We start from the raw sequence: 23,314 nt of genomic DNA, 5'->3' as shown, positions 1-23,314 counted from the left end.
AGGCGGAACCTCTAGGGGATTCCGCCTTTTTTGATTTAACGATTTAGACATATACCTGCTGTGTTGGTTTGTTGTATAATCAGTTTTGGTCATGGCAACTTTATCGGCGCAGGTATTTAATTTAAGAAGAAAGTGTTTTCTTTCGGGATAAAGTATGCTAAAATGATATATACTAACAAAAGGAAAGCTTTATCAAACCGAAATGCAAAAGAAGGTGAAAAATTTGGAGAGTCAACCGCAATGTACAAAAATGTGTCCGCGTTTTGAAACCGCCTTTTCATGTTTGGGCAAGCGTTGGAATGGATTAATTATTCAATCCATGATGAGCGGTCCTAAGCGGTTTAAGGATATTTCCAATCTGATTCCCACAATGAGTGACAAAATGTTATCAGAGCGGATGAAAGATTTGGAAAATGAGGGAATTCTTACACGTCATGTATATCCAGAAACTCCTGTCCGCATTGAATACGAGCTAACAACCAAAGGCCGTGCACTTCAGCCGGTTATGGAACAGATTCAATTTTGGGCTGAGGAATGGATTAGATGAGCACCAAACTAAATAAGCGTTTTTCATAGCAAAACAGCCTTTTCCTAGAAAAAAGGCTGTTTTTTATATTGCGTAGGACTACTTATCCATTTTGCAGAAATGATGTGCTTAGGCAGCACGGCTTAATAGCCTTTGACGCGCCCTGCAACTGAGAATAATGCTGCTGTTGCACGGCGAGGCACACGGGTTTGAATATCCAGCGCGGCCGAACGGAATGTACCCAGACAGGAATGACAAAGTCTCCCTGCATAAATAGGGGAACGGCAGGACTCACAAGGATAATCAAGCTGACTGTATGTGGAGGGAAATTTGCCTGCTCTTACCCAATCTGTGAGCAATTCTATAGGTGTACCAGTTACGTCACTGAGCTGGCGAGTATGAGTAGAAGGATGCTTCCATAGATAGTTAGAACAGCGGTCCAAGAATATATTTTCTTCCTGAATACAAGTACTACAGAGGTTTCTAAGGTTTTGACGAAAAACGGAACCGCATTTTGGGCAATTAGAAGTATGTATCTCCATAGAAACCAGTCCTTTGTATCGAAATAAAGTGAAATTTTTAAATTTATTAGTTACATATTACTATGACATTATACCTATATCAATCTTTATTTATAGAATCTTTGACCTTTAAGTGTATGTTAAAATCTGTGTTGACATGACTCTGTTACTTATGTATCATTACTTACATAAAGTTACTTGATGAATAAAATAAATTGTTGATGATAAGGGGATCTTTATATGATGCCATCTTTATTTTTGGCCCATGGCTCACCGATGCTTGCTATTGAACAGACGGACTATACTTCATTTTTAGAGCAACTGGGGAAAAGTATTCGTCCTAAAGCAATAGTTATCTTTACTGCTCATTGGGAAACACAAACGTTGACAATCAGTTCGATGGATGACGTGTACGATACCATTTATGATTTTGGCGGTTTTCCACCGGAACTGTACACAGTGAAATATCCAGCACATGGTTCTGTGGAACTGGCCAATAAGCTGAAAAAATTATATGAACAAAAGGGCATTGACGTAGAAACTGATCGGGTGAGGGGATTGGATCATGGATCTTGGACATTGTTGCATCGTATGTATCCTGAGGCAGACATTCCGGTAGTTCAGATCTCTGTAAATCCATATCTCTCGCCCAAAGCACAATATGCTATTGGTGAAGTGCTGCGAGGACTGGGAGAACAGGATATTCTGGTCATTGGTAGTGGCGTGACTGTTCATAATCTGCGTATCGTCAAATGGGGGGAAACGAAAACAGAACCTTGGGCTATAGATTTTGATGATTGGATTATTGAAAAAGTACAAAGTAGAGATATAGAGGCTTTGGATCACTATGAAAGCGAAGCACCGTATGCTCGCCAGGCCGTACCCAGAGCAGAACACTTTGTACCGTTGTTTATTGCAATGGGGAGTGGCAATCCTGCAAACGAAGCCAAGGTCATCCATAGAAGCTATGAGATGGGGAATTTAAGTTATCTATGCTTACAGTTTTAAAGAGTGTTGCCAGAAGAAGGACTGTCGTTAAAATGCTTCGCTACTGCTCCTGTATAAGTAGGGGAGTGGAAATAAATTAGGGAGTGTTATAAGCTATAGTGGCTTATAACACTCCCTTTTACATAAAAAAACGATTTATTATATCCGGCAAATCTCACGAGGGCATAGTTCACAATGACATACACCTTGCAGCATTTCCAAATCTTTGACAACAATCATACCATTATCATATTCAACTGCATTTTTCTTACGTAGATCACTAAGCATCCGGTTTACGCTTTCCCGGGTCGCACCGATCATATTTGATAAGTCAGTATGAGTAATTTTTTTATGAATCAGGATATGTTCGCCGTGAGGCTCACCATAGGTATTGCATAGACGAATGAGCGTTGAACATAAAGCGCCTGGCTTGCCGTACATCATCAAATCGCGGAACTTAGTCTGAGTAATGCGGTGATGTGAACCCATCCATTTCATAAAGTCAATCGCAAAATCACAATGCTGGCAAATAAGCAGTTCCAAATCTGTATGATCGATTACGCCAATATCACTGTCTTCCAGAACCTCAGCAGAAAAGGAATGCTTAGTACCGAAAAATGGATCGGCTTGACCAACAAGATCGCCGCTTTGATACATATATAGAATAAGTTCCTTGCCCTCATCCGTTGTTTTGGTTACTTTCACGCGTCCGCGCTTAATATAAAACAGCTTATCCGCTGTATCTCCTTCCCAGAACAGATGCGAGCTTTCTGGCATAACTCGATCTTTCATCATTACTTGCAATCGGTTGAAGCTGGCCTCCGAGAAGCAACAGGTGTTGCCGCGGGCTTCCATTACATTTGTAGGGTTTCTCATCGTCCATTTCCCCTTTGTATCCTATGTTTTTTATCTGCAACTTGATCAATTCAAATTCATTATATACTTGTGCAATGAGTTTTTGGGGCAAGAAGAGGGGGTAAAAGTGGCAGAATTCCAAACTTTGTGATTTAATTCACTTCATAAAATAAAATTTTAAATAGATTGTGAAAAAAATCACAATATATCTTGAAAAGCTGTGTTACGATCAGTGCGTGAACAAGAGATAGTACACGAGATAACAGGAGGATGAGGGAAATGGCTGTTAAAAACGAGGTTATTCAAAAAGAGCAAAGCGCAGAGCAGTATATTCAAACGCTGATTGACCGGGGGAACCGGGCACAGCAAGCTTTCATGAGTATGAATCAGGAACAGATTGACGAAATCGTACAAGCTATGGCACTCGCAGGGATGGATAAACACATGTACCTGGCGAAGTTGGCTGTTGAAGAAACAGGACGCGGTGTGTACGAGGACAAAATCACCAAAAACATGTTTGCAACAGAATATATCTATCATAGTATCAAAAATGAAAAAACCGTCGGTGTCATTGAAGACAATGATTTTGACAGTTTTCAAAAGATAGCAGAGCCAGTCGGTATTATCATGGGGATCACTCCAGTGACAAACCCGACTTCGACTACGATGTTCAAAGCGCTGATTGCCATTAAAACACGTAACCCAATCATTTTCGGTTTCCATCCATCTGCTCAATCGTGTAGTGCGGAAGCAGCCCGCGTCTTGCTCGAAGCAGCTGTTAAACATGGTGCTCCGGCCGATTGTATTCAATGGATTGAAGCACCTTCGATGGATAAGACCAATGTATTGATGAACCACCCTGATGTGGCGCTAATTTTGGCAACTGGTGGATCAGGCATGGTTAAGGCAGCTTATAGCTGCGGTAAACCAGCACTTGGTGTAGGTCCTGGTAACGTGCCTTGCTTTATTGAAAAAACAGCAGATATCAAACAGGCCGTGAACGATCTTATCCTCTCGAAATCTTTTGATAACGGTATGATTTGTGCTTCGGAGCAAGCGGTTATTATCGAAGAGCCAATCTTCGAACAAGTGAAAAAATTGATGATCGCTAACGGTTGCTATTTTGTAAATAAAGAAGAAGCAGCTAAGCTCACTCAAGGAGCTATGAATGTCGAGAAATGTGCAGTGAACCCAGCTATTGTCGGGCAGTCTGCTGTGAAAATTGCTGAAATGAGTGGTATTACAGTACCAGCAGGAACTAAAATTTTGGTCGCTGAGATTGAAGGGGTAGGAACAAAATTCCCATTGTCTGCGGAAAAATTGAGTCCTGTATTGGCTTGCTATAAAGTGAAAAATGCGGAACAAGGTATTCAACGCGCTGCTGAAGTCGTGGAATTCGGGGGCATGGGTCACTCGTCCGCTATTCATTCGAACGATGAGGATGTTATCGCTCGGTTTGCAAACCGTTTGCAAACAGGACGTATCATTGTAAATGCACCTTCCACACATGGTGCGATTGGCGACATTTACAACACCAATCTTCCTTCGTTGACACTTGGTTGCGGTTCGTACGGTCGTAACTCGACTTCGTCGAACGTATCGGCAGTCAATCTGATTAATGTGAAAAGGGTGGCGAAACGGACGGTGAATATGCAATGGTTCAAAGTACCTTCCAAAATCTATTTTGAAAAAAATTCGACACAGTATCTTGCTAAAATGCCTGATATTACACGTGTAGCTATTATCACAGACCCTATGATGGTACAACTGGGATATGTAGATCGTGTTATTCATTATCTGCATCAGCGCCAAACACCAGTAGCTATCGAAGTGTTCTCTGAAGTAGAGCCAGATCCATCGACAGTTACGGTAGAACGTGGTACTGAAATGATGAGACGTTTCCAACCGGATTGCATCATCGCACTGGGCGGCGGTTCGCCAATGGATGCCGCTAAAGGCATGTGGATGTTCTATGAATATCCAGATACTGATTTCAATAACTTAAAACAAAAATTCATGGATATCCGTAAACGGATTTACAAGTACCCACGTCTGGGCCAAAAAGCACAATTTGTAGCTATCCCTACAACATCGGGTACAGGTTCCGAAGTTACATCGTTCGCAGTAATTACGGACAAAAACCTGGGCGACACGAAGTACCCACTGGCTGACTATGAGTTGACTCCTGATGTGGCAATTATTGACCCAGTGTTTGTATATTCGCTGCCTAAAACAGCTGTAGCGGACACAGGTATGGACGTTCTGACACATGCTATCGAGGCTTACGTGTCCGTAATGGCTAATGACTACACAGATGGTCTGGCAATTAAAGCCATTCAATTGGTATTCCAATACCTAGAACAATCGGCTCTGACCGGTGATAAGCTGGCTCGTGAAAAAATGCATAATGCTTCCACACTTGCTGGTATGGCGTTTGCTAATGCATTCTTGGGCATTAACCACAGTCTTGCACATAAATGGGGTGGACAATACCATACAGCGCATGGCCGCACGAATGCCATTTTGATGCCGCACGTTATTCGTTATAATGCGAAAAAACCGACAAAATTTGCTTCGTTCCCTAAATATTCGCACTTTGTTGCGGATGAGCGTTATGCAGAAATCGCGCGCATACTGGGACTGCCTGCACGCACCACCGAAGAAGGGGTTAACAGCTTGATCGAAGCGATCCGTAAAATGAACAAAACACTCGGTATCGAGGAATCGTTCCAACAAATCGGTTTCGATGCGAAAGATTTCGAATCACGTGTAGATTATCTGGCTGACCGCGCATTTGAAGATCAATGTACAACTGCGAATCCTAAGTTGCCACTGGTTACTGAGTTGGCTGATGTCTATCGCAATGCCTTCTACGGACGTTTTGACCAATAATATAATAGGTAAGAAGAGGCTTGTGAAAAAGCATTTTCTCGTTCAATACCGATGCAGGCTCTCTATATAGAGGGCCTGTTGGTTTGGGAAGGGAGGTGAAAGGCAAGGCTAAGGATATAGGCGCGAAGCTAGGGAAAATAAAGTGACAAAAATCACTCATATTGTGATTTTTGTCACATACTACACTCTATCATTATTCTACAATAAGGGTGTAAGAAAGGTCCCGACACTGAGCGTAAGGCATCGGTGAACAGGCCGGGCTCAAGAAATAGCTTTATCGTGAAAAAAATCACAAGTCCGGAAGACCAAACAATTTGGAGGGATTTACATGTCGGTGATTGAGAGAGAATTACAAGAGCAACAATCTGGCTGGAGAGGTTTTAAAAAAGGCAAATGGACTAAAGAAGTCAACGTCAACGATTTTATTGAAACCAATATCTTACCTTATGTTGGCAATGAAGAATTTTTGGTTGGTCCTACGGCCAACACAACTGCATTGTGGGATATTGTATCCGATCTTACCAAAAAAGAGTTGGCAAACGGCGGCGTGCTTGATGTAGACGTGAATACGCCATCCACTATTATTTCACATAAACCGGGTTACCTAGACCGGGATAAAGAGCAAATTGTCGGTGTACAAACAGATGCTCCATTCAAACGTTCTTTACAGCCGTTTGGCGGAATTCGAATGATGATCGACGCTTGCAAAGCCTATGGTTTTGAAGTGCCAGAAAGTATCATTGATATCTTCACTCATATTCGTAAAACTCACAACCAAGGTGTATTTGACGCTTATACAGATGAAATGAGAGCAGCTCGTAAAGCTGGTATCATTACTGGTCTGCCAGATGCATACGGCCGTGGTCGTATTATCGGTGACTATCGTCGTGTAGCTTTATACGGTGCAGACTTCTTGATCCAAGATAAAAAGCTGCAACTGAAAAGCCTTGAAGTTGATTCCATGGAAGAAGACGTAATTCGTCTGCGTGAGGAAATTTCCGAGCAAATTCGTGCTTTGAATGAACTGAAACAAATGGCTGCTGAGCACGGTTTTGATATTTCAAAACCTGCTAACAATGCGAAAGAAGCTTTCCAATGGGTATATTTTGGATATCTTGCAGCAATCAAAGAACAAAATGGTGCAGCAATGTCCTTAGGACGTGTATCTTCCTTCCTTGATATTTACTCTCAACGTGATATGGAAGAGGGTACAATGACAGAAGAACAAGCTCAAGAACTGGTCGATCATTTTGTTATGAAATTGCGTATTGTTAAGTTCTTGCGCACACCTGACTATAATGAACTGTTCAGTGGAGATCCAACTTGGGTTACTGAGTCCATTGGTGGTATGTCCGTAACTGGAGAAACTCGGGTAACTAAAAACAGCTTCCGTTTCCTGCACACCCTCTACAATCTGGGACCTGCACCGGAACCGAACCTGACTGTACTGTGGTCGGAAAAATTGCCTGAAGGCTTCAAAAAATATTGTGCGAAAGTTTCTATTGAAACTAGCTCCATTCAGTACGAGAATGACGATCTGATGCGTCCGATTTATGGAGACGACTATGGTATTGCTTGTTGTGTATCGGCAATGAAAATCGGTAAACAAATGCAATTCTTTGGTGCTCGTGCTAACTTGGCTAAAGCTCTGCTGTATGCAATTAACGGTGGTAAAGATGAAAAATCTGGCGTCCAAGTAGGGCCTGAATTCCCAGCCATTACAGGTGAAGTTCTGGATTATGAAGAAGTGTTGAGTCGCTTCAAACCTATGATGGAATGGTTGGCAAAACTGTATATGAACACTTTAAATGTTATTCACTACATGCATGATAAATATAGCTACGAACGCATTGAAATGGCGTTGCATGATCGTGATATTCTCCGCACCATGGCTTGTGGTATTGCGGGTCTGTCAGTTGCTACCGACTCCTTGAGTGCCATTAAATTTGCAAAAGTTAAACCAATCCGTAACGAAAAAGGGATTGCTGTGGACTTTGAAATTGAAGGCGAATACCCTTGCTACGGTAACAACGATGACCGTGTAGATAACATCGCTGTGGAACTGGTAGAGAGCTTCATGAGCATGATTCGCAAGCATAAAGCTTATCGTAATGCGCTTCCTACTCAATCTGTACTGACTATTACTTCTAACGTGGTGTATGGTAAGAAAACAGGTACAACACCGGATGGACGTAAAGCAGGCGAACCGTTTGCACCAGGGGCAAACCCAATGCACGGCCGTGATAAAAAAGGTGCTTTGGCATCTCTGAGTTCCGTAGCCAAATTGCCTTATGAACACAGTCTGGATGGTATCTCGAACACCTTCTCTATCGTGCCTAAAGCACTGGGTAAAGAAGAAGAAACACGCAAAACAAACCTTGTTTCGATGATGGATGGCTATTTTGGAAGCCACGCACATCATCTGAATGTCAATGTGTTTGCTCGCGAACAACTGTTGGATGCAATGGAACACCCAGAAAACTATCCACAGCTGACGATCCGTGTTTCCGGTTATGCCGTTAACTTTATCAAGCTGACTCGTGAACAACAATTGGATGTTATTAACCGTACTTTCCACGGTACAATGTAAATAAGTATTACAATGACGCACGCATAGCGGATGCGGGAAGGATGATGCAACATGTTGAAAGGACACATACACTCATTGGAAACCTTCGGGACCGTCGATGGTCCCGGCATCCGCTTCGTGCTCTTTATGCAAGGATGCTTGTTGAAATGTCAGTATTGCCATAATCCGGACACTTGGGCCTTGAATGAAGGCAATCCAATGACCCTAGAGGAAGTATTGGCTGAAATTGAGCCGTATTTAGCCTATTACCGTTCTTCGGGAGGCGGATTGACCGTATCCGGTGGAGAACCGACATTGCAAGCTCATTTTGTAGCAGAGCTGTTCAAAGAAGTGAAACGTCGCTGGAATTTGCACACGACACTGGACAGTAATGGCTTTAATGATGCGGGCCGTATCCATGATCTGCTGGACGTAACAGACTTGGTGTTACTTGATATTAAGCATATTGACAACGACAAGCATATTAAGCTTACAGGCAAGTCCAACGACCGTATGCTAAGCACAGCTCGCTGGTTGTCTGAGCAAGGGCGTAAAATGTGGATTAGACACGTATTTGTACCGGGTATTCATGATGACGAGCAAGATTTATTGAATTTGGGACGGTTTATCGGAACGTTGAACGGAGTCGAGAAATTCGAAATTTTACCTTACCATCAAATGGGTGTTTACAAGTGGGAAATGCTCGGTAAGGAGTATCCGTTGGAGGGAGTTCCATCTCCTACAGACGAAGAAGTTCAACGTGCTTACCGACTCATTGAAGAGGGTCGTCTGGAGACTGCAGGAAAGAATGCTGTCTGTCGTCCATCATAATGTAAATGGTGCAAAAGCTATTTCTTAGTAATGAAGCCGCCGCCACATCAGGTCAGATGGGTGGCGGTTTTTTGTTGTTGAATTTTTTGCAGTCACAGGAGAAAGTTCCCTTTTTTTCATGATAAGCAAAATTTCCAGAAACTTTTTAACAACTGACGCGTCTAATAGTATGACTTTTTACGGGAATGATAATAATTTGGTGATAGAAGGAGACAGACAATGAATTTCAAGAAATGGACCATGCTCACCGCTTTGGCGGTAGCTCAGGTGGCCGCAGTAGCCCCTGTAGGAGCAGAAGCAGCATCAACAACCATTCAATCCACCGATTCGGTTAGCGCACAGCAGGCTCAGACCAATGTTGCTGATTCCAGCGTTCAGAATAGTATCGGAGCTCAAGAGGGAACAGGCACACAAAACAACACGGTAACACCAGATAACACAGGCGTAACCAATGATCCATTGACTGGCCTACCTACGGATACAACCAACGGATCGAACGTATCCAATGATGTATACGGTGGAGACGGAACGATCACCAATCCTGGTGGAGCTCCAACAAACATGGGTGCTAATCAACTGATTTTGTATTTAAACAGCGCGAAAATGGAACAAAACGGACAGGTATATACGGCAACTCAGCCGATGACTGTTAAGGACGGAGTTTCCTATGTAGCTATCCGTTCACTTGTCAGCCGTGTCGGATTGCAGTTTAGTTATGACACTGCCACCAAAGAAACCGTAATTACACAAGGAACAAATGTCATGCGCTTCAAAACAGACAGCAAGGTTTATACGGTTAACGGTGAAGCCAGACAAATGAAGGGACCGGCTTTTCAGCAAAAGAACGTATTTATGGTGCCGTTGACCTCGATTACACAGGCCTTAAATATTCCTTATACTGTGAATAATACGACTAAACAAGTTATCATGGATTTGAATCAGAAGCCTAAAGCTTCCTTCACGGTTCAGCAAAAAGATATATATGCGGGCGAAACTCAAGTTACGTATTTGACGAAGGAATCTTCTCCTACAGGTCTACCGATTGTGAACCAACGTTGGGAAGGTAAGCAGGACGTATTTCAGGAGCCGGGTACATATGTAGTTACCTATTCTGTTCTTGACTCTGCTGGAAACTGGAGTGATCCTTACTCAGTTACAATTACAGTAAGACCGCCGAACCAACCGCCAGTCGCTCTGTTTACTACAGATAAAAAAGAGTACAAGATGGGTGAAAAGATCACCATTACGGACCTGAGTACGGATGATGAGAATGCTATTACTAAGCGTGATTGGGAGAACAAGAAACTTGCCTTCTTCCAACCAGGTGATGTAACAATTACGTTAACCGTGACTGATAAGCACGGCGCAACAGGTACCAAAAGTGAAACGATTAAAATTACGAATGAACTGCTGTACAACGAAGATGATTTCAATAAAATCTTCACACCATATGGTGATAAATATACAGTAGACGGCAGTCAGGTGCCTACCATGGCTACCATTCCTTTGACAAGTACATCTTCACCGCGTCTTTTGATCCGTGCTAACAGCCCGGAACGTGTATTTCAGGACGGAATTGTGTATCAGGAAACCGGATCAGGAAGCACGCGCATACTCGTCCATCATGTGAATGAAACGGGTCGAGATGTGAAAATGTACGTGATTGCAACCAACAACAATATTACTCCTGCCAACATGAATGTCGAAAATTCTGGTTTTGCCGGACCATCTGAATTTGCAACGGCTGCGGGTAAAATCTCGATTCAACGATATTTTCAATCCATGCAGGATGGAAGCAAGCGTTCTAGCACAGTTCTAAATCCTGGCGAAAGCCGCGTTATTTTACAGGATCTGAACGCACAAAAAATCAAGCAAAAACAAGTCATTTCTCTATTATCCGATTTATATACGGATCAACCTATTCAATACACGGTTATTGTGTTAGATGCAAATACAGATCCGTTGACCGTGTTGCCTACTTTGGCAAAACTGCCTAAGGACGGTATTCATAACCGTGGAACGTACGCTAATTCGGATATCTCGCTCAATTATACCGAAGAGGTTGGTAAAACAGCTCAACGTATCGTTCTTGGCGATAATAAGGTAGACCCGAACCTGATTGGTACGGACGGTCTGGACGGCTCTTCTGCTTCCAATGCCGGTAATTTTGGTGTTGTATATAAAGTTAAATTGGATCATGTAGCGCCGTATTCACTGATTACGTTCAACCCGCGTGGAGGCGAATATTCCGGCTATGCGATGGTAAACAATCAGGTTGTGGGTATCCCGACAAACGGCTCGGTATGGGCTCCAAATGAGATGAGTGTGCTGTATCGCACAGGGCATATCGAGGAAAGTGTAGAGATGTATTTCACTGCTGCTGCAGGAAGTAACTTGCCGGTTTCCGTAGTAGTTATGCCTTTACCAGCTATTAAAAATTAATATGAATTAACCGGTACTGTTTACCGGCTTAGACCTTGGGTCTCGTCATTCACCGTTTAAAAGTCGATGTCACTTGCAGAATATAGACGTTCTCCTGCTGCGAATTTGATCGTAGCGCTGGAGAGCGTCTTTTTCTTATGTATAGATGCGAATATCTCTTATAATATTGACTTTAATCGTGGTATAATAAATAGATGCAAGCCTAAGCCTGCATCAGAAAACCTGAAACTACAGACAGGGGAGGGTGAAACGCATGCTGACAAAGGATGAGATTATTGCAACAATGTCCGCTCAGGGGCTGCGTATTACAGATCAGCGCAAGACGTTGGCCACGTTATTTTCCGAGAATGAAGGGTATCTGTCCCCCAAAGACGTTTATGAATATATGGGTAAGAAGTACAGTGGACTTAGCTTTGATACAGTTTATCGTAATTTGCGTGTAATGCAGGAATTGGGTGTGCTGGAACAGGTATCTTTTGAGGATGGAATGAAGTTCAAGGTGAGCTGTAATGAGCATCATCACCATCACCATATGATTTGCTTGAGCTGTCAGAAAACATTACCGATTTCTTTTTGCCCAATGCAAATGACGGATACAACGGATCAATTCCAAATCGTCGAGCACAAGTTTGAAATTTTTGGTTATTGTAAAGAATGTCAACAGAAAAATGGACATACTGATAGTAATTCGGATGGGGGATTCAGACAGACGAGCAGTCACACTCACAGCCACGGGGGCTACTGAAATGAAAATCACCACACGCAGAGTGGTACAGGCTCCGATTAAGTTTTATCGTTCCTATATTTCACCGTTAAAGCCGGCTACCTGCCGATTCTATCCAACGTGTTCAGCGTACGCGTTGGAGGCGGTAGAAGTGCATGGTGCGCTCAAAGGTTCATGGCTTGCTACTAAGCGTATAGCCAAATGCCATCCCTTTCATCCAGGAGGCGTAGATTTGGTTCCTCCTGCAAAAAAGGAGACAGACAGGTCTAGCGAAGATCGTTTGGCTACTCATTCCGAGAAGAGTCTGACTTGACAGCGCTATGCGGATTTGGTTATATTTTGGTTAATATTGTTTTCCTGCGAAGGGATGAGTAGGGTGAATTGTCCAGTACAGAGAGCCGGGGTTAGCTGCAAACCGGTCTGGAGCTAAGCCTGAATATGGTCCTGGAGGAACCTTTTTCGAGCGTATTTGCCACAGTTATTTGTGCACGGAAGGCAAACGTAAGGGGGAGGCGTGTTCCAGCGTTAATGGGCGGTCAGATGTGACCGGTGAAGCCTGTAGTCTGCGAGGATACAGGAAAATTGGGTGGTAACGCGTGAGGTGACTCTCGTCCCATAGGGGCGGGGGTCTTTTTTGTGCCCAATTTGTGCCAAATTCATAAATTGGAGTACCATCATGTCAGCAGGTCTTATCGAGCTGCCGTGAACAAAATAGGAGGCAACATACATGTCCAATGAGAACACATTTTACATTACGACACCGATCTATTATCCGAGCGACAAGCTACATATAGGTCATGCTTACACGACAGTTGCGGGAGATGCAATGGCCCGTTACAAGCGGCTACGCGGTTATGAAGTGCGTTATTTGACAGGAACGGATGAGCATGGTCAGAAGATTGAGCAAAAGGCAAGTGCAGCTGGCAAAACGCCACAACGTTTCGTAGATGACATTGTGGCAGGCATCCAAGACCTGTGGCGGAAGCTCGACATTTCCAATGACGATTTTATCCGTACTACGGAGGAACGTCATAAGGCTGTCGTACAGGCAATCTTTGATCGTTTATTAAAACAAGGCGATATTTACAAGGGAGAATACGAAGGCTGGTACAGCATTCCTGACGAGACGTACTACACAGAAACTCAGCTGGTTGACGTGGTGAAGGACGCTGAAGGCAATGTGACTGGCGGTAAGAGCCCAGATAGTGGACACCCTGTAGAATTGGTCAAGGAAGAGAGCTACTTTTTCCGCATGAGCAAGTATGCTGATCGGTTGCTGCAATTTTATGAAGAGAACCCACAGTTTATCCAGCCGGAATCACGTAAAAAAGAGATGATCAATAACTTCATCAAGCCGGGTCTGGAGGATTTGGCTGTATCTCGTACTACCTTCGATTGGGGCATTAAGGTGAAGGGGGATCCGAAGCATGTCGTGTATGTGTGGATTGACGCACTTTCCAACTACATCACAGCCTTGGGTTATGGCTCTTCCAATACCGAGCTGTATGATAAATTCTGGCCTGCAAATGTGCATATCGTAGGTAAAGAAATTGTAAGGTTCCACACGATATATTGGCCGATCATGCTGATGGCGCTGGATCTTCCGTTGCCTAAAAAAGTATTTGCACATGGTTGGTTACTCATGAAAGATGGTAAAATGTCGAAATCTAAAGGTAATGTGGTAGACCCGGTAACGTTGATTGACCGTTATGGTCTGGACCAACTTCGATACTACTTGCTGCGCGAGGTGCCTTTTGGGGCAGATGGAACATTTACACCAGAAAGTTTTGTAGATCGAGTTAATTCGGATTTGGCAAATGATCTGGGCAACTTGTTGAATCGTACCGTGGCGATGGTAGATAAATATTTTGACGGCAAAGTTCCGGCTTATGAAGCGAATGTAACAGCATTCGACGGAGCTTTGGAAGACATGGCAACATCGACTTATAGCAAAGTAGAAGAAGCCATGGAAAACATGGAGTTTTCCGTGGCATTAACGGCGATTAGCCAATTTATTAGCCGTAGCAACAAATATATTGACGAGACGCAACCATGGAATTTGGCTAAGGATGAGGCAAAACGTCGTGAATTGGCATCGGTTATGTTGCATTTGGTAGAAAGCTTGCGCATCGCTTCCATCTTACTTCAGCCATTCTTAACCCGTGCTCCTCATAAAATTTGGGAACAGCTCGGTATTAGCAAAGGTGAGCTGACTACATGGGATAGCGGCAAGCAGTTTGGTCGTATTCCGGAAGGAACACAGTTGGTCAAAGGTAATCCGATCTTCCCACGTCTGGATTCAGAGCAAGAGGTTGCTTTTATCGTGGAAGCAATGACAGGAGGTAAGAAACCAGAGGAAGCTACGACACAAGTTCAACCACAGAATGCATCTGAGGCGAGCCAGGAAGCGCCGGAGGCAAAGGAAGAGATTGGCATTGAGGATTTTGCCAAGGTGGAACTGCGCGTTGCTCAGGTCGTCGCCTGCGAGCCTGTAAAGAAGGCCGATAAACTGTTGAAGCTCCAACTTGATCTTGGTTATGAGCAACGGCAGGTAGTATCAGGGATTGCGAAGTTTTATACACCTGAAGATATCATTGGGCGCAAGGTGATCTGTGTGACCAATCTTAAGCCAGTAAAACTTCGGGGAGAGCTGTCGCAAGGTATGATTTTGGCAGCTTCACATGGAGATCAGCTTACGCTCGCCACCGTACCGGAAGGTATGCCGAATGGTGCAGTTGTAAAGTAGTATGCTAGTTAATAAAAGAACGTAATGAGCGTATGCCCGAGAATCATTCTTCTTGGGCATGCGCTTTTTGGCGTGCATCATATTTTGCTCCCGCTACACGTATGTTTAGTAGGCAGGGCTTGTTTGCTCGTGTTCACTTAAGACAGGGGAGGAAATGAGGATGACAGATATTAACGCCGGATTGGCGATCGTAGCCGGACTGGTTTCTTTTTTTTCACCGTGTTGTTTACCGCTGTATCCATCTTATTTATCGTATATGACAGGGATGTCTGCGCGTGAACTGGCTGAAGGACGGCATAAGGCCGAGGTTCGTTATCGTACGATGGGGCATACACTTGCTTTTGTACTGGGCTTTTCGGTCGTTTTCTATTCACTGGGTGCAGGTGTCGGGTTGCTTGGAGAATGGTTTGCCAATTATGGGGATACGCTAAGAGTGGTAGCAGGGTTACTTATTTTACTAATGGGACTGGTATCTCTTGGTGTGGTAAGTCCTTTGATTCTAATGAGGGAGCATAAGCTTCGCTGGACATGGAAGCCTGCCGGGTACGCCGGTTCCTTTGTAATCGGAATTGGGTTTGCGGCAGGCTGGTCGCCCTGTATTGGTCCCATGCTAACAGCTATTATCGCTTTGGCGGCAGTAGAGCATCACATTTGGTTCAAACTGATTACAGGCTATGCGCTTGGGTTTGCGATTCCATTTTTTGTATTAGCTTTGCTGGTAGGCTCTGTTCGGCTATCCTCTCGCTATACCTCCATCCTCATCAAAACAGGTGGCATACTACTTGTTATCACTGGCATTTTACTGGTAACGGATCATATGACCGATGTAACGCTATTTTTACAACGGATTACCCCGGGTTGGATGCTAGTTATGTGAAATACTCAATACGACTTAAAGGAAAATGTTCAAAAATACGCTCTGTGATAAACTCTCGCAGTGCATTTTGCTGTTCATCGGGATAAACGTATTTGTTTTGTCCCCAGCGTCCCCATTTTTTCTTGCGTTTCTCTATGTCCATCTCCAGCTTGGTTTTCGGATAACGTTTCTCGATGACAGCTTTGGATGTTTTGGTGAAGCGATGCTGTATTAATTCGAACGTCAAATCTTTTGTAGCATGCTGGGGCAAGGTTTCTCCCAATTTGCGCAGTAACTCGCCGTAACCTTCTTCCCAGCCGTCATACCAGATGATGGGTGCAATGATGAACCCCAGCGGATAACCGGCTCGTGCGATTTTGCCCGCGGCTTCAATACGTTCCTCGAAGCGGGAAGTTGCAGGTTCAAACTGTTTAATAACATAATCGGAATTAATGCTAAAGCGGATGCGAGTATGACCATTATGTTTAATATCCAGCAATGGATCAACATGATGATATTTAGTAACAAAACGCAGACGGCCAAATTCCTCATCTGCCATGAAACGAATCAAGTCTCCAAGCGTTCCGGTGATATGCTCCAAACCAACCGGATCGGAGGTACAAGCTGCTTCAAAACGGGTAATTTCAGGCGCACGCTCCTCGATATAAGCTTTAGCTGCTGATAAGATATCGTCAGTGTTGACATATACACGAATATACGGCTTTGCTCCCAAGGTTGTTTGTAAATAACAGTAGTGACAATGCCCCATGCAACCAGTCGAAATGGGGATGGCATATTCAGCAGAAGGCTTGGATTGATCAAAAGTTAACGTTTTACGGATACCGACTACCAAAGTTTTTTTTGCCATTCGGTACTTTTCAACTTCAGTTTCACCTGGTAAATTGGTAATTCGGTTGTGAGAGGTAGTCATCCGGTACGGAATATCCTTGGCTTTAACCCAATCCATAATACGCTGGCCCTTGGGATAATTTAGTGCGTCTGGCTCAAAAAACACCAGGTCAGGCAAAAATGGCTTGGTTCCTCTGGTTTGAACAGGAGTACGCTCAAGCGTAGACATGGCTAACGCTCCTTTCAAAATAAATCCACAGTGCTCTGGTGTCCAACTTTAACATATTGCCGCAGAAGTAAACGATACAGGGACGACGATATTAGTGTACCCGGCTTAAATTGAACAAATCGTGGCAATAGATGTGAGTGAAGGGATGAGACTTGCCAATGGGCAATGATAACATGTATCATTACATAGTAGGTTTAACGCAGGAAATGAAGGCGGTAAGCGCCCGTTCAATAACAGAAAAGAGGGAAACAAGTGCCAACGCCAAGCATGGAAGATTATTTGGAACGCATTTACCAACTGATTGATGAGAAGGGATATGCTCGTGTCTCGGACATCGCAGAGGGTTTAGAGGTGCATCCTTCGTCCGTCACCAAAATGATTCAGAAGTTGGATAAGGACGATTATCTTGTATATGAGAAGTATCGGGGACTCATTTTGACACCAAAAGGGAAAAAGGTCGGCAAACGGTTGGTTGATCGCCATCAGTTATTAGAGCAATTTCTGGATATGATTGGGGTTGACAAGGAACTGATATATAAAGATGTGGAAGGTATTGAGCATCATTTGAGCTGGGATTCCATCACCCGTATCGAAACATTGGTTGAATATTTTCGTCGGGATGAAGATCGCTTGCGCCAGCTTCATGACATACACAAGGAATTGAGTGGAGATTCCTAAAAGCATCTGTCCTTATGGACGATGCTTTTTTATTTGTCCCGACCGCAACAAATATCCGGTGATTAGCGTCTATCCATTATATAGCAGGACAAGATAGGGGTTAAAATTAACAGGGTTAGCGGAGGATTGTAATAATATGAATCAAAAGAAAATAGTGGCATTGGCTGCAGGCCTACTCTTAGCAGTGCAGACTGCCATCGTTCCTGGAGTTCAAGCAGCTCCAACTGGTGATATTGAAATTATATTGGACGGACAGTCCCTGCAAAGCGACGCGCCACCGTATATTGTACAGGGAGCCAATGTTACGATGGTTCCTTTGCGCGTGATTAGTGAGGGAATGGGCGCTCAGGTCAACTGGTCGGAATCGTCCGGTATGGTAACGATTACAGCACAGAACAAAAATATATCTATGGAGAACGGTGCACAAAGCGCTACGGTGAATGGCAAGTCCGTTCGATTGGATGCATCTGCCCGTATGACAAGCGGGAGAGTCATGGTGCCTCTGCGTTTTGTTGGGGAAGAGTTGGGATTAAAAGTGGATTGGCAAGCTTCACAGCGAGTCATTACGTTAAACAGTGGTAAGGAAGGTGTCTCTACTGGCGGGAACACTTCTGCGGGAAGCAGTGGCTCCATATCAGATACGTCTGCATCTGGCAATCAGGACAGTGTAAGTTCAGGTCAGGGAGCCATCGATGATGAGCAGGCAGTTGTCGCTTCACCGTCAACGTCTACTAGTGTGAATGATTCAAGTTCTTCACAGGCAAATGTTGTTCAGGTAAAGGCTTCAACTTCCATGCGTGGAGCATGGATTTCTACCATCAATGGAGATTGGCCTTCTTCTTCTGCCCGAAGCAGCTCCGAGAAGCAAAAGCAGGAGTTTACTAAAATGCTCGATGATTTGCAGGGGATGGGCATTAATGCGGTATTTGTTCAGGTTCGTGCCAGCGGTGATGCGCTCTATCCCTCGAGTCTCGTACCATGGAGCAAGTATTTGACCAACACCCAAGGTAAAAATCCAGGCTATGATCCTTTGAAATTTATGATTAGCGAATCGCATAAGCGAGGGATGGAATTTCATGCCTGGTTTAATCCGTTCCGTGCGAATTCTACAGGAACGACCAACGGTTTGGCTGCAAACCATGTGGCTAATCAACACCCGGATTGGATTGTTAAGAATGGTAGCCAATTGTACATCAATCCAGGAATCCCAGCTGCACGTCAGCATGTCATTGCGGCGATTATGGAGGTCGTGAACGGATATGATATTGACGGCGTCCATTTGGACGATTATTTTTATCCTTACAGCGGGACTTTTGATGATGATGCGACCTTCAAAGCAAATAATACCAACAAAATCTCTAACAAGGGCGACTGGCGGAGAGATAATGTGAACAGTTTTGTTCGGGACTTGGGCAAAAGCATTCATGCCAGCAAGTCGAAAGTTCAATTCGGAATCAGTCCTTTTGGGGTATGGCGTAACAAATCTCAGGACTTAACGGGCTCAGACACGAAGGCAGGCGTTACAGCGTATGATACAACGTTTGCGGATGTAAGAACCTGGATTAACAAGGAATGGATTGATTATGTAGCTCCACAAGTTTACTGGAGTATCGGTTTCCCTGCGGCGGGATATGACAAGCTTGTCGCATGGTGGTCCAATGAGGTCAAAAATTCAGATGTTAAGCTGTATATCGGTCATTCTCCGTATAAAATCGGCACCCCTGAAAAGGGCTGGCAAACGGCTCAAGAGCTAATTAAGCAGCTTGAACTGAACAAAGATTATAAACAGGTCAAAGGGGATATTTACTTTAGTGCACAGCATTTGCGTAAAAATCCATATGGACTCATTCAGCTTCTTCAAAATTATTATCAAATGTGATATAAATTGGATCATATAGGTTCTATTTGGGCCTCCGTTCTCATAGATAAGCAGTAGAACTGCTTACTCCCAAGAGAACGGAGGTTTTTTGATCTATGCTGATCAATGCTGTGTTCCAGGGTGGAGGGGTTAAGGGAATTTCGCTGGCGGGTGCAGTTAAGGCTGCGGAGGAGCATGGAATTGTATTCAATCGTTTAGCAGGTACATCATCAGGTGCTATTGTAGCTGCTTTATTGGCTGCGGGATACTCTGCGGATGAAATGAAAGCCGTAATTGAGAAAACCCCCTTGGTCAAGTTGTTACGACGTTCTCCAGTGTTCAATATTAAGTGGGTTGGACCAGCAGCTCGTATCTTTCTTAAAAAAGGTCTCTACTCAGGGGAGGCACTGGAGCACTGGGTACGTGAGCTGTTACGAGCTAAGGGAGTGCGTACGTTTGCGGATTTACCTCCTGGCAAACTGCGCATTATTGCATCAGATATCACGAATGGACGCATTCTGGTGCTACCTGAGGATATCAAACGTTTTGGTATCAATCCCTCTTCACTGGAGGTAGCAAAGGCCATTCGGATGAGCACAAGTATCCCTTACTTTTTTGATCCCGTTATGTTAAGACTTGATTCTGCACTTGCCAAGGGAAAAACCTTTTCCCAGCAATTTGTATTTGTAGTTGATGGGGCTTTACTAAGCAATTTGCCTTTGTGGCTTTTTGATGAGCCTGTAAATGAACGTGAAGCCAAAACGATTCCAACTGTAGGGTTTCAAATGGTGGGCAAAACGGGGACGGAGACCAAAGTTTCTTATATACGGGGTCCATTGACTATGCTGCAGGCTATTTTCGATACCATGCTATCAGCACACGATGAACGATATATTGAGCAGGAGAATCGGTATCGGACGATTAAAATTCCAACATTGGGGATCCGCACTGCACAATTTAACATTTCTACAGTGCAAAGTGATTTGCTGTATGCTTCCGGTGTGCAGGCAGGGGATGCTTTTTTCCACAAATGGAGCATCACTTCTTACCAGCAGCAGTATAGCAAATACCAATTGATGAAGGATACCATGTACGCTATGAAATGAACACTAATTGGCAGTTAAAGTAATTTAAAATGGTGTGAAAAAAGGAGCCTCTTCCCGGTCATATTTTAATACGCGGGTGACGGCTCCTTTGTGTTGCATTTTAAAGGATGATTATTATCGTTAATGATATTTAGGTTGTTCTTCTTCATTTTTGCCCTTGGAACCTTCAATCACATGAAAAGGATACGCTTTGCGCTTGCCCGTAGTCTGCTGCTTACGTGCGTTGGCTGTTTTGGCCATGGTGCGCACAGAGGGTTTGATTTTGGGAGTACGATTGCTTTGTCCTGGCAGGTATTTGTATAGCAGAAATATAACTGCAAAAACAAGGACGGGAATGAGTAAACTCATGAGAAAGCCCCAGCTTCCTCTCCATAGCATATCCACAATCCCATATGCACCCAAAGCAAGGGTAAGCCAGAAAATAACAGCATGTCTGTTCATTATTCACTCATCCTTTCACAGGATCAAGGGCAGGACTGTTGAAGGTCTCCTTTACAGGTACATTTTCCAACTCAGCATCCAATTCAAGCATACGCTTAAATGAGGCAATGGATACCTCCACTTGATCATCAGTCGGTTCTTTGGTGGTAAGTAGTTGCAGCCACAGACCGGGGTAACCTAAATAACGAAGTACCGGAATTTCACGAAGAGCATTGGTCAGCTTGAGAAATTCAAAAGAAAGCCCCAGTACGATCGGAAGCAGTAGAAGCCGTTGCCCCATACGCTCCCACAGATTATCGTAGGTGAATAGGGAATAGACTAGTACCCCGATGATCACGGTCAGCATAATAAAGCTGCTACCGCAGCGGTAATGCAAACGGCTGTATTTTTGCACATTGGCCGGGGTTAGTTCTTCTCCAGCTTCGAATGCCGTAATTACTTTATGCTCTGCACCGTGATATTGAAACAGTCGTTTGATCAATGGAGTTTGGGAAATGCCCCATAAATAAGCCAGCAGCAGAATCAGCTTAATGGCTCCTTCGGCGAGGTTATGCAAAATTTGGCTGTGAAACAAGCCGTCGAACAGGAAGTCTTCTACAACAACCGGAACGAGGGTTAACACAATTTTGCCGAACAAAAAGGAGATAATCCCGACTGCCGCTACACCGATCATCATACTCAGACTCCAGCGAGATTCTTCTTTTTTCTTTTGCTCAGCGCGTTCTTCCGGATCTACTTCATCATCAGCATACGCATCGGCTGAATAGTTCAAGTGCTTGGTACCTTTGGCGCTGGAGTCGATGATGCTTGCAATCCCCCGCAATAAAGGAATTCTGCGGAATTTGGATACCCAGGATTGCTTCTTGCGTGGTACTTCCAAATATGTGATTTCGCCAGTTTTGCGGCGAACTGCCGTGACATTGACACGCTTGCCGCCGAACATGACACCTTCAATGACTGCCTGACCGCCGTAGCTCACAGGCTTGGATGCTTGTGACAACCGTCTCACCTCTCTTAATACATGCTTTTTTGTATATTGTATCGAATTTGGAAGGGAATATCTAGTTAGATGAAACTGGTGTAACCACAGGCTTATAAAAAAAGCATTTATGGAGCGTCAGACTGCTCACATAAATGCTAGTCATTATAAAACCGAATAATATTCGGAAACAACCTATTGCGTAATTGCCCCAACAACCTGATCAACCAGTCCTTTTGATGAGAGAGGGCCGCCAAATGTCCATGTCGTACCGTTCAGTGGATAGGTGCGTTTTTCTTTAACGAAATTCAGACCGTTCCAGACCGAATTATTTTTCATAGGTGCCCCGAAAACATCATCGTCCGGCTGCACAATATAGATAAAGTTGCTGTTCTGAACAGCAGACAGAGCTTCAATACCGACGGTTGTAAAGCCATACGGTTCAACTTTGCTTGGTTTCCAATCATTAATCATACCGATCTTGGCCAGTGTTGCCACGACCACTGAGTTATCCGAAAACATACGGAGGCTGGCCGCATTTTGCGAAGTGAAAGCTTGTGTCAGTACATAATGATAATCCGATTTGCCAGCAGCGGCGAGCTTTTCTTTGGCTTCAGCATAATGCTGATCCAGTTCGGCAAGCACCTGCTTAGCTTTGTCTTCTTTTCCCAGAGCAACCGCGATGCTATTAAAAATTTCTACCATTTTATCATGATCGTAGCCATTACCATTGTTCAGATTATATTCGATCGTAGGAGCGATGGCCTTAAGTTGCTCATAGATAGCTTCATTCCCATCAACATTGGAAATGATCAGATCCGGCTTCAATGCAGCAATCGCTTCCAGATTCGGTTCGTTACGCGTGCCGACATCGACCACGCTACTATCCAGAGCCGCCTCCGGTGTCACGTACACCTTGTAGTTGGCATTGTCAGCATTACCCACCGGCTGAACGCCCAACGCAACCAAATCCTCTGTAAATGTCCATTCCAGCACTACGACACGCTGTGCGGGCTTGTCGAGCGTGACCTCACCACGATTATGCTTTACCGTCACAGGACCGGTCGCTGTGTCAGTCGGTTTACTACCCGTGGCTACCTGATCTTTGTCCGATGCATTGTCGGCTGCTCCGCAACCTGCCAGAGTGAGCGTAAAAACCATTAACAATAAAATCCCGATGAATCCCTTTTTCATAGAAGCGTTCTCCCGTATATATGTTTTTATA

The 23,314-nt window shown here is 44.1% G+C and carries 19 protein-coding genes; 13 read left to right on the top strand and 6 right to left on the bottom strand.

Annotation, left to right across the window (positions count from 1 at the left end):
• Positions 1–202 precede the first annotated feature (202 nt).
• Complete coding sequence (locus MKY35_RS15730; protein WP_034095058.1) at positions 203–547, top strand: helix-turn-helix domain-containing protein; 345 nt, start codon at positions 203–205, stop codon at positions 545–547.
• Positions 548–669: 122 nt separating this feature from the next.
• Here the strand turns inward: MKY35_RS15730 and MKY35_RS15725 are convergent, their stop codons facing one another.
• A complete protein-coding gene (locus MKY35_RS15725) occupies positions 670–969 on the bottom strand; it encodes a hypothetical protein (RefSeq protein WP_223821919.1) in 300 nt (99 codons plus the stop codon).
• A 318-nt stretch (positions 970–1,287) separates the two neighbouring features.
• On the opposite strand from MKY35_RS15725, the gene MKY35_RS15720 reads away from it, so the two are divergent.
• The gene (locus MKY35_RS15720; protein WP_342444187.1) at positions 1,288–2,055 is read left to right on the top strand and encodes a class III extradiol ring-cleavage dioxygenase; all 768 of its coding nucleotides are present in this window, start codon (positions 1,288–1,290) and stop codon (positions 2,053–2,055) included.
• Between the two features lie 138 nt (positions 2,056–2,193).
• Here the strand turns inward: MKY35_RS15720 and MKY35_RS15715 are convergent, their stop codons facing one another.
• Positions 2,194–2,910, bottom strand: a complete 717-nt coding sequence (locus MKY35_RS15715; RefSeq protein ID WP_013310849.1) for a Crp/Fnr family transcriptional regulator — start codon at positions 2,908–2,910, stop codon at positions 2,194–2,196.
• A gap of 258 nt (positions 2,911–3,168) precedes the next feature.
• Between MKY35_RS15715 and adhE the strand changes: the two genes are divergently transcribed.
• The 8 genes from adhE to MKY35_RS15675 all read left to right on the top strand — a co-directional run bounded on the left by adhE (position 3,169) and on the right by MKY35_RS15675 (position 15,970).
• Complete coding sequence (adhE, locus tag MKY35_RS15710) at positions 3,169–5,781, top strand: bifunctional acetaldehyde-CoA/alcohol dehydrogenase (RefSeq protein WP_029517233.1); 2,613 nt, start codon at positions 3,169–3,171, stop codon at positions 5,779–5,781.
• A 328-nt stretch (positions 5,782–6,109) separates the two neighbouring features.
• Entirely contained in the window at positions 6,110–8,371 is a 2,262-nt protein-coding gene (gene pflB / locus MKY35_RS15705) for a formate C-acetyltransferase (RefSeq protein WP_029517234.1), read from the top strand.
• Positions 8,372–8,422: 51 nt separating this feature from the next.
• Entirely contained in the window at positions 8,423–9,181 is a 759-nt protein-coding gene (gene pflA / locus MKY35_RS15700; protein WP_029517235.1) for a pyruvate formate-lyase-activating protein, read from the top strand.
• Between the two features lie 219 nt (positions 9,182–9,400).
• Positions 9,401–11,623, top strand: coding sequence for a copper amine oxidase N-terminal domain-containing protein (locus MKY35_RS15695; protein ID WP_342444186.1), 2,223 nt, complete (start codon positions 9,401–9,403; stop codon positions 11,621–11,623).
• A 253-nt stretch (positions 11,624–11,876) separates the two neighbouring features.
• Positions 11,877–12,368 carry a Fur family transcriptional regulator gene (locus MKY35_RS15690; RefSeq protein ID WP_039270917.1) on the top strand — a complete coding sequence of 164 codons (492 nt, stop codon included), beginning with the start codon at positions 11,877–11,879 and terminating at the stop codon, positions 12,366–12,368.
• Position 12,369: 1 nt separating this feature from the next.
• A complete protein-coding gene (gene yidD, locus MKY35_RS15685; protein WP_029517238.1) occupies positions 12,370–12,660 on the top strand; it encodes a membrane protein insertion efficiency factor YidD in 291 nt (96 codons plus the stop codon).
• A gap of 414 nt (positions 12,661–13,074) precedes the next feature.
• Complete coding sequence (gene metG, locus MKY35_RS15680) at positions 13,075–15,093, top strand: methionine--tRNA ligase (protein WP_342444185.1); 2,019 nt, start codon at positions 13,075–13,077, stop codon at positions 15,091–15,093.
• 160 nt (positions 15,094–15,253) lie between these two features.
• Entirely contained in the window at positions 15,254–15,970 is a 717-nt protein-coding gene (locus MKY35_RS15675; RefSeq protein ID WP_029517240.1) for a cytochrome c biogenesis protein CcdA, read from the top strand.
• On the opposite strand, the gene splB is transcribed toward MKY35_RS15675, so the two are convergent.
• Complete coding sequence (gene splB / locus MKY35_RS15670) at positions 15,963–17,027, bottom strand: spore photoproduct lyase (RefSeq protein ID WP_023989268.1); 1,065 nt, start codon at positions 17,025–17,027, stop codon at positions 15,963–15,965. The two genes, MKY35_RS15675 and splB, sit on opposite strands and share 8 nt — an antisense overlap.
• Positions 17,028–17,279: 252 nt before the next feature.
• On the opposite strand from splB, the gene mntR reads away from it, so the two are divergent.
• From mntR to MKY35_RS15655, 3 genes are all read left to right on the top strand, one after another.
• Positions 17,280–17,705 (top strand): transcriptional regulator MntR, encoded by a 426-nt coding sequence (gene mntR, locus MKY35_RS15665; protein WP_013310838.1) that lies wholly within the window; start codon positions 17,280–17,282, stop codon positions 17,703–17,705.
• A gap of 136 nt (positions 17,706–17,841) precedes the next feature.
• A complete protein-coding gene (locus MKY35_RS15660) occupies positions 17,842–19,584 on the top strand; it encodes a family 10 glycosylhydrolase (protein WP_342444184.1) in 1,743 nt (580 codons plus the stop codon).
• Positions 19,585–19,679: 95 nt separating this feature from the next.
• Positions 19,680–20,669 (top strand): patatin-like phospholipase family protein, encoded by a 990-nt coding sequence (locus MKY35_RS15655; RefSeq protein WP_029517243.1) that lies wholly within the window; start codon positions 19,680–19,682, stop codon positions 20,667–20,669.
• A gap of 120 nt (positions 20,670–20,789) precedes the next feature.
• On the opposite strand, the gene MKY35_RS15650 is transcribed toward MKY35_RS15655, so the two are convergent.
• From MKY35_RS15650 to MKY35_RS15640, 3 genes are all read right to left on the bottom strand, one after another.
• On the bottom strand, positions 20,790–21,110 hold the full coding sequence (locus tag MKY35_RS15650; RefSeq protein ID WP_029517244.1) for a hypothetical protein: 321 nt from the start codon (positions 21,108–21,110) through the stop codon (positions 20,790–20,792).
• A 7-nt stretch (positions 21,111–21,117) separates the two neighbouring features.
• Complete coding sequence (locus MKY35_RS15645; RefSeq protein ID WP_342444183.1) at positions 21,118–22,110, bottom strand: DUF1385 domain-containing protein; 993 nt, start codon at positions 22,108–22,110, stop codon at positions 21,118–21,120.
• 174 nt (positions 22,111–22,284) lie between these two features.
• Positions 22,285–23,283 carry an iron-siderophore ABC transporter substrate-binding protein gene (locus tag MKY35_RS15640; RefSeq protein WP_340955818.1) on the bottom strand — a complete coding sequence of 333 codons (999 nt, stop codon included), beginning with the start codon at positions 23,281–23,283 and terminating at the stop codon, positions 22,285–22,287.
• Between the last annotated feature and the right edge of the window lie 31 nt (positions 23,284–23,314).

The organism is Paenibacillus sp. FSL L8-0638 (assembly GCF_038593075.1).
Lineage (GTDB): Bacteria > Bacillota > Bacilli > Paenibacillales > Paenibacillaceae > Paenibacillus > Paenibacillus polymyxa_D.
The sequence above is the reverse complement of the archived record's forward strand: the minus strand, read 5'-3'. Positions and strand labels throughout refer to the sequence as shown.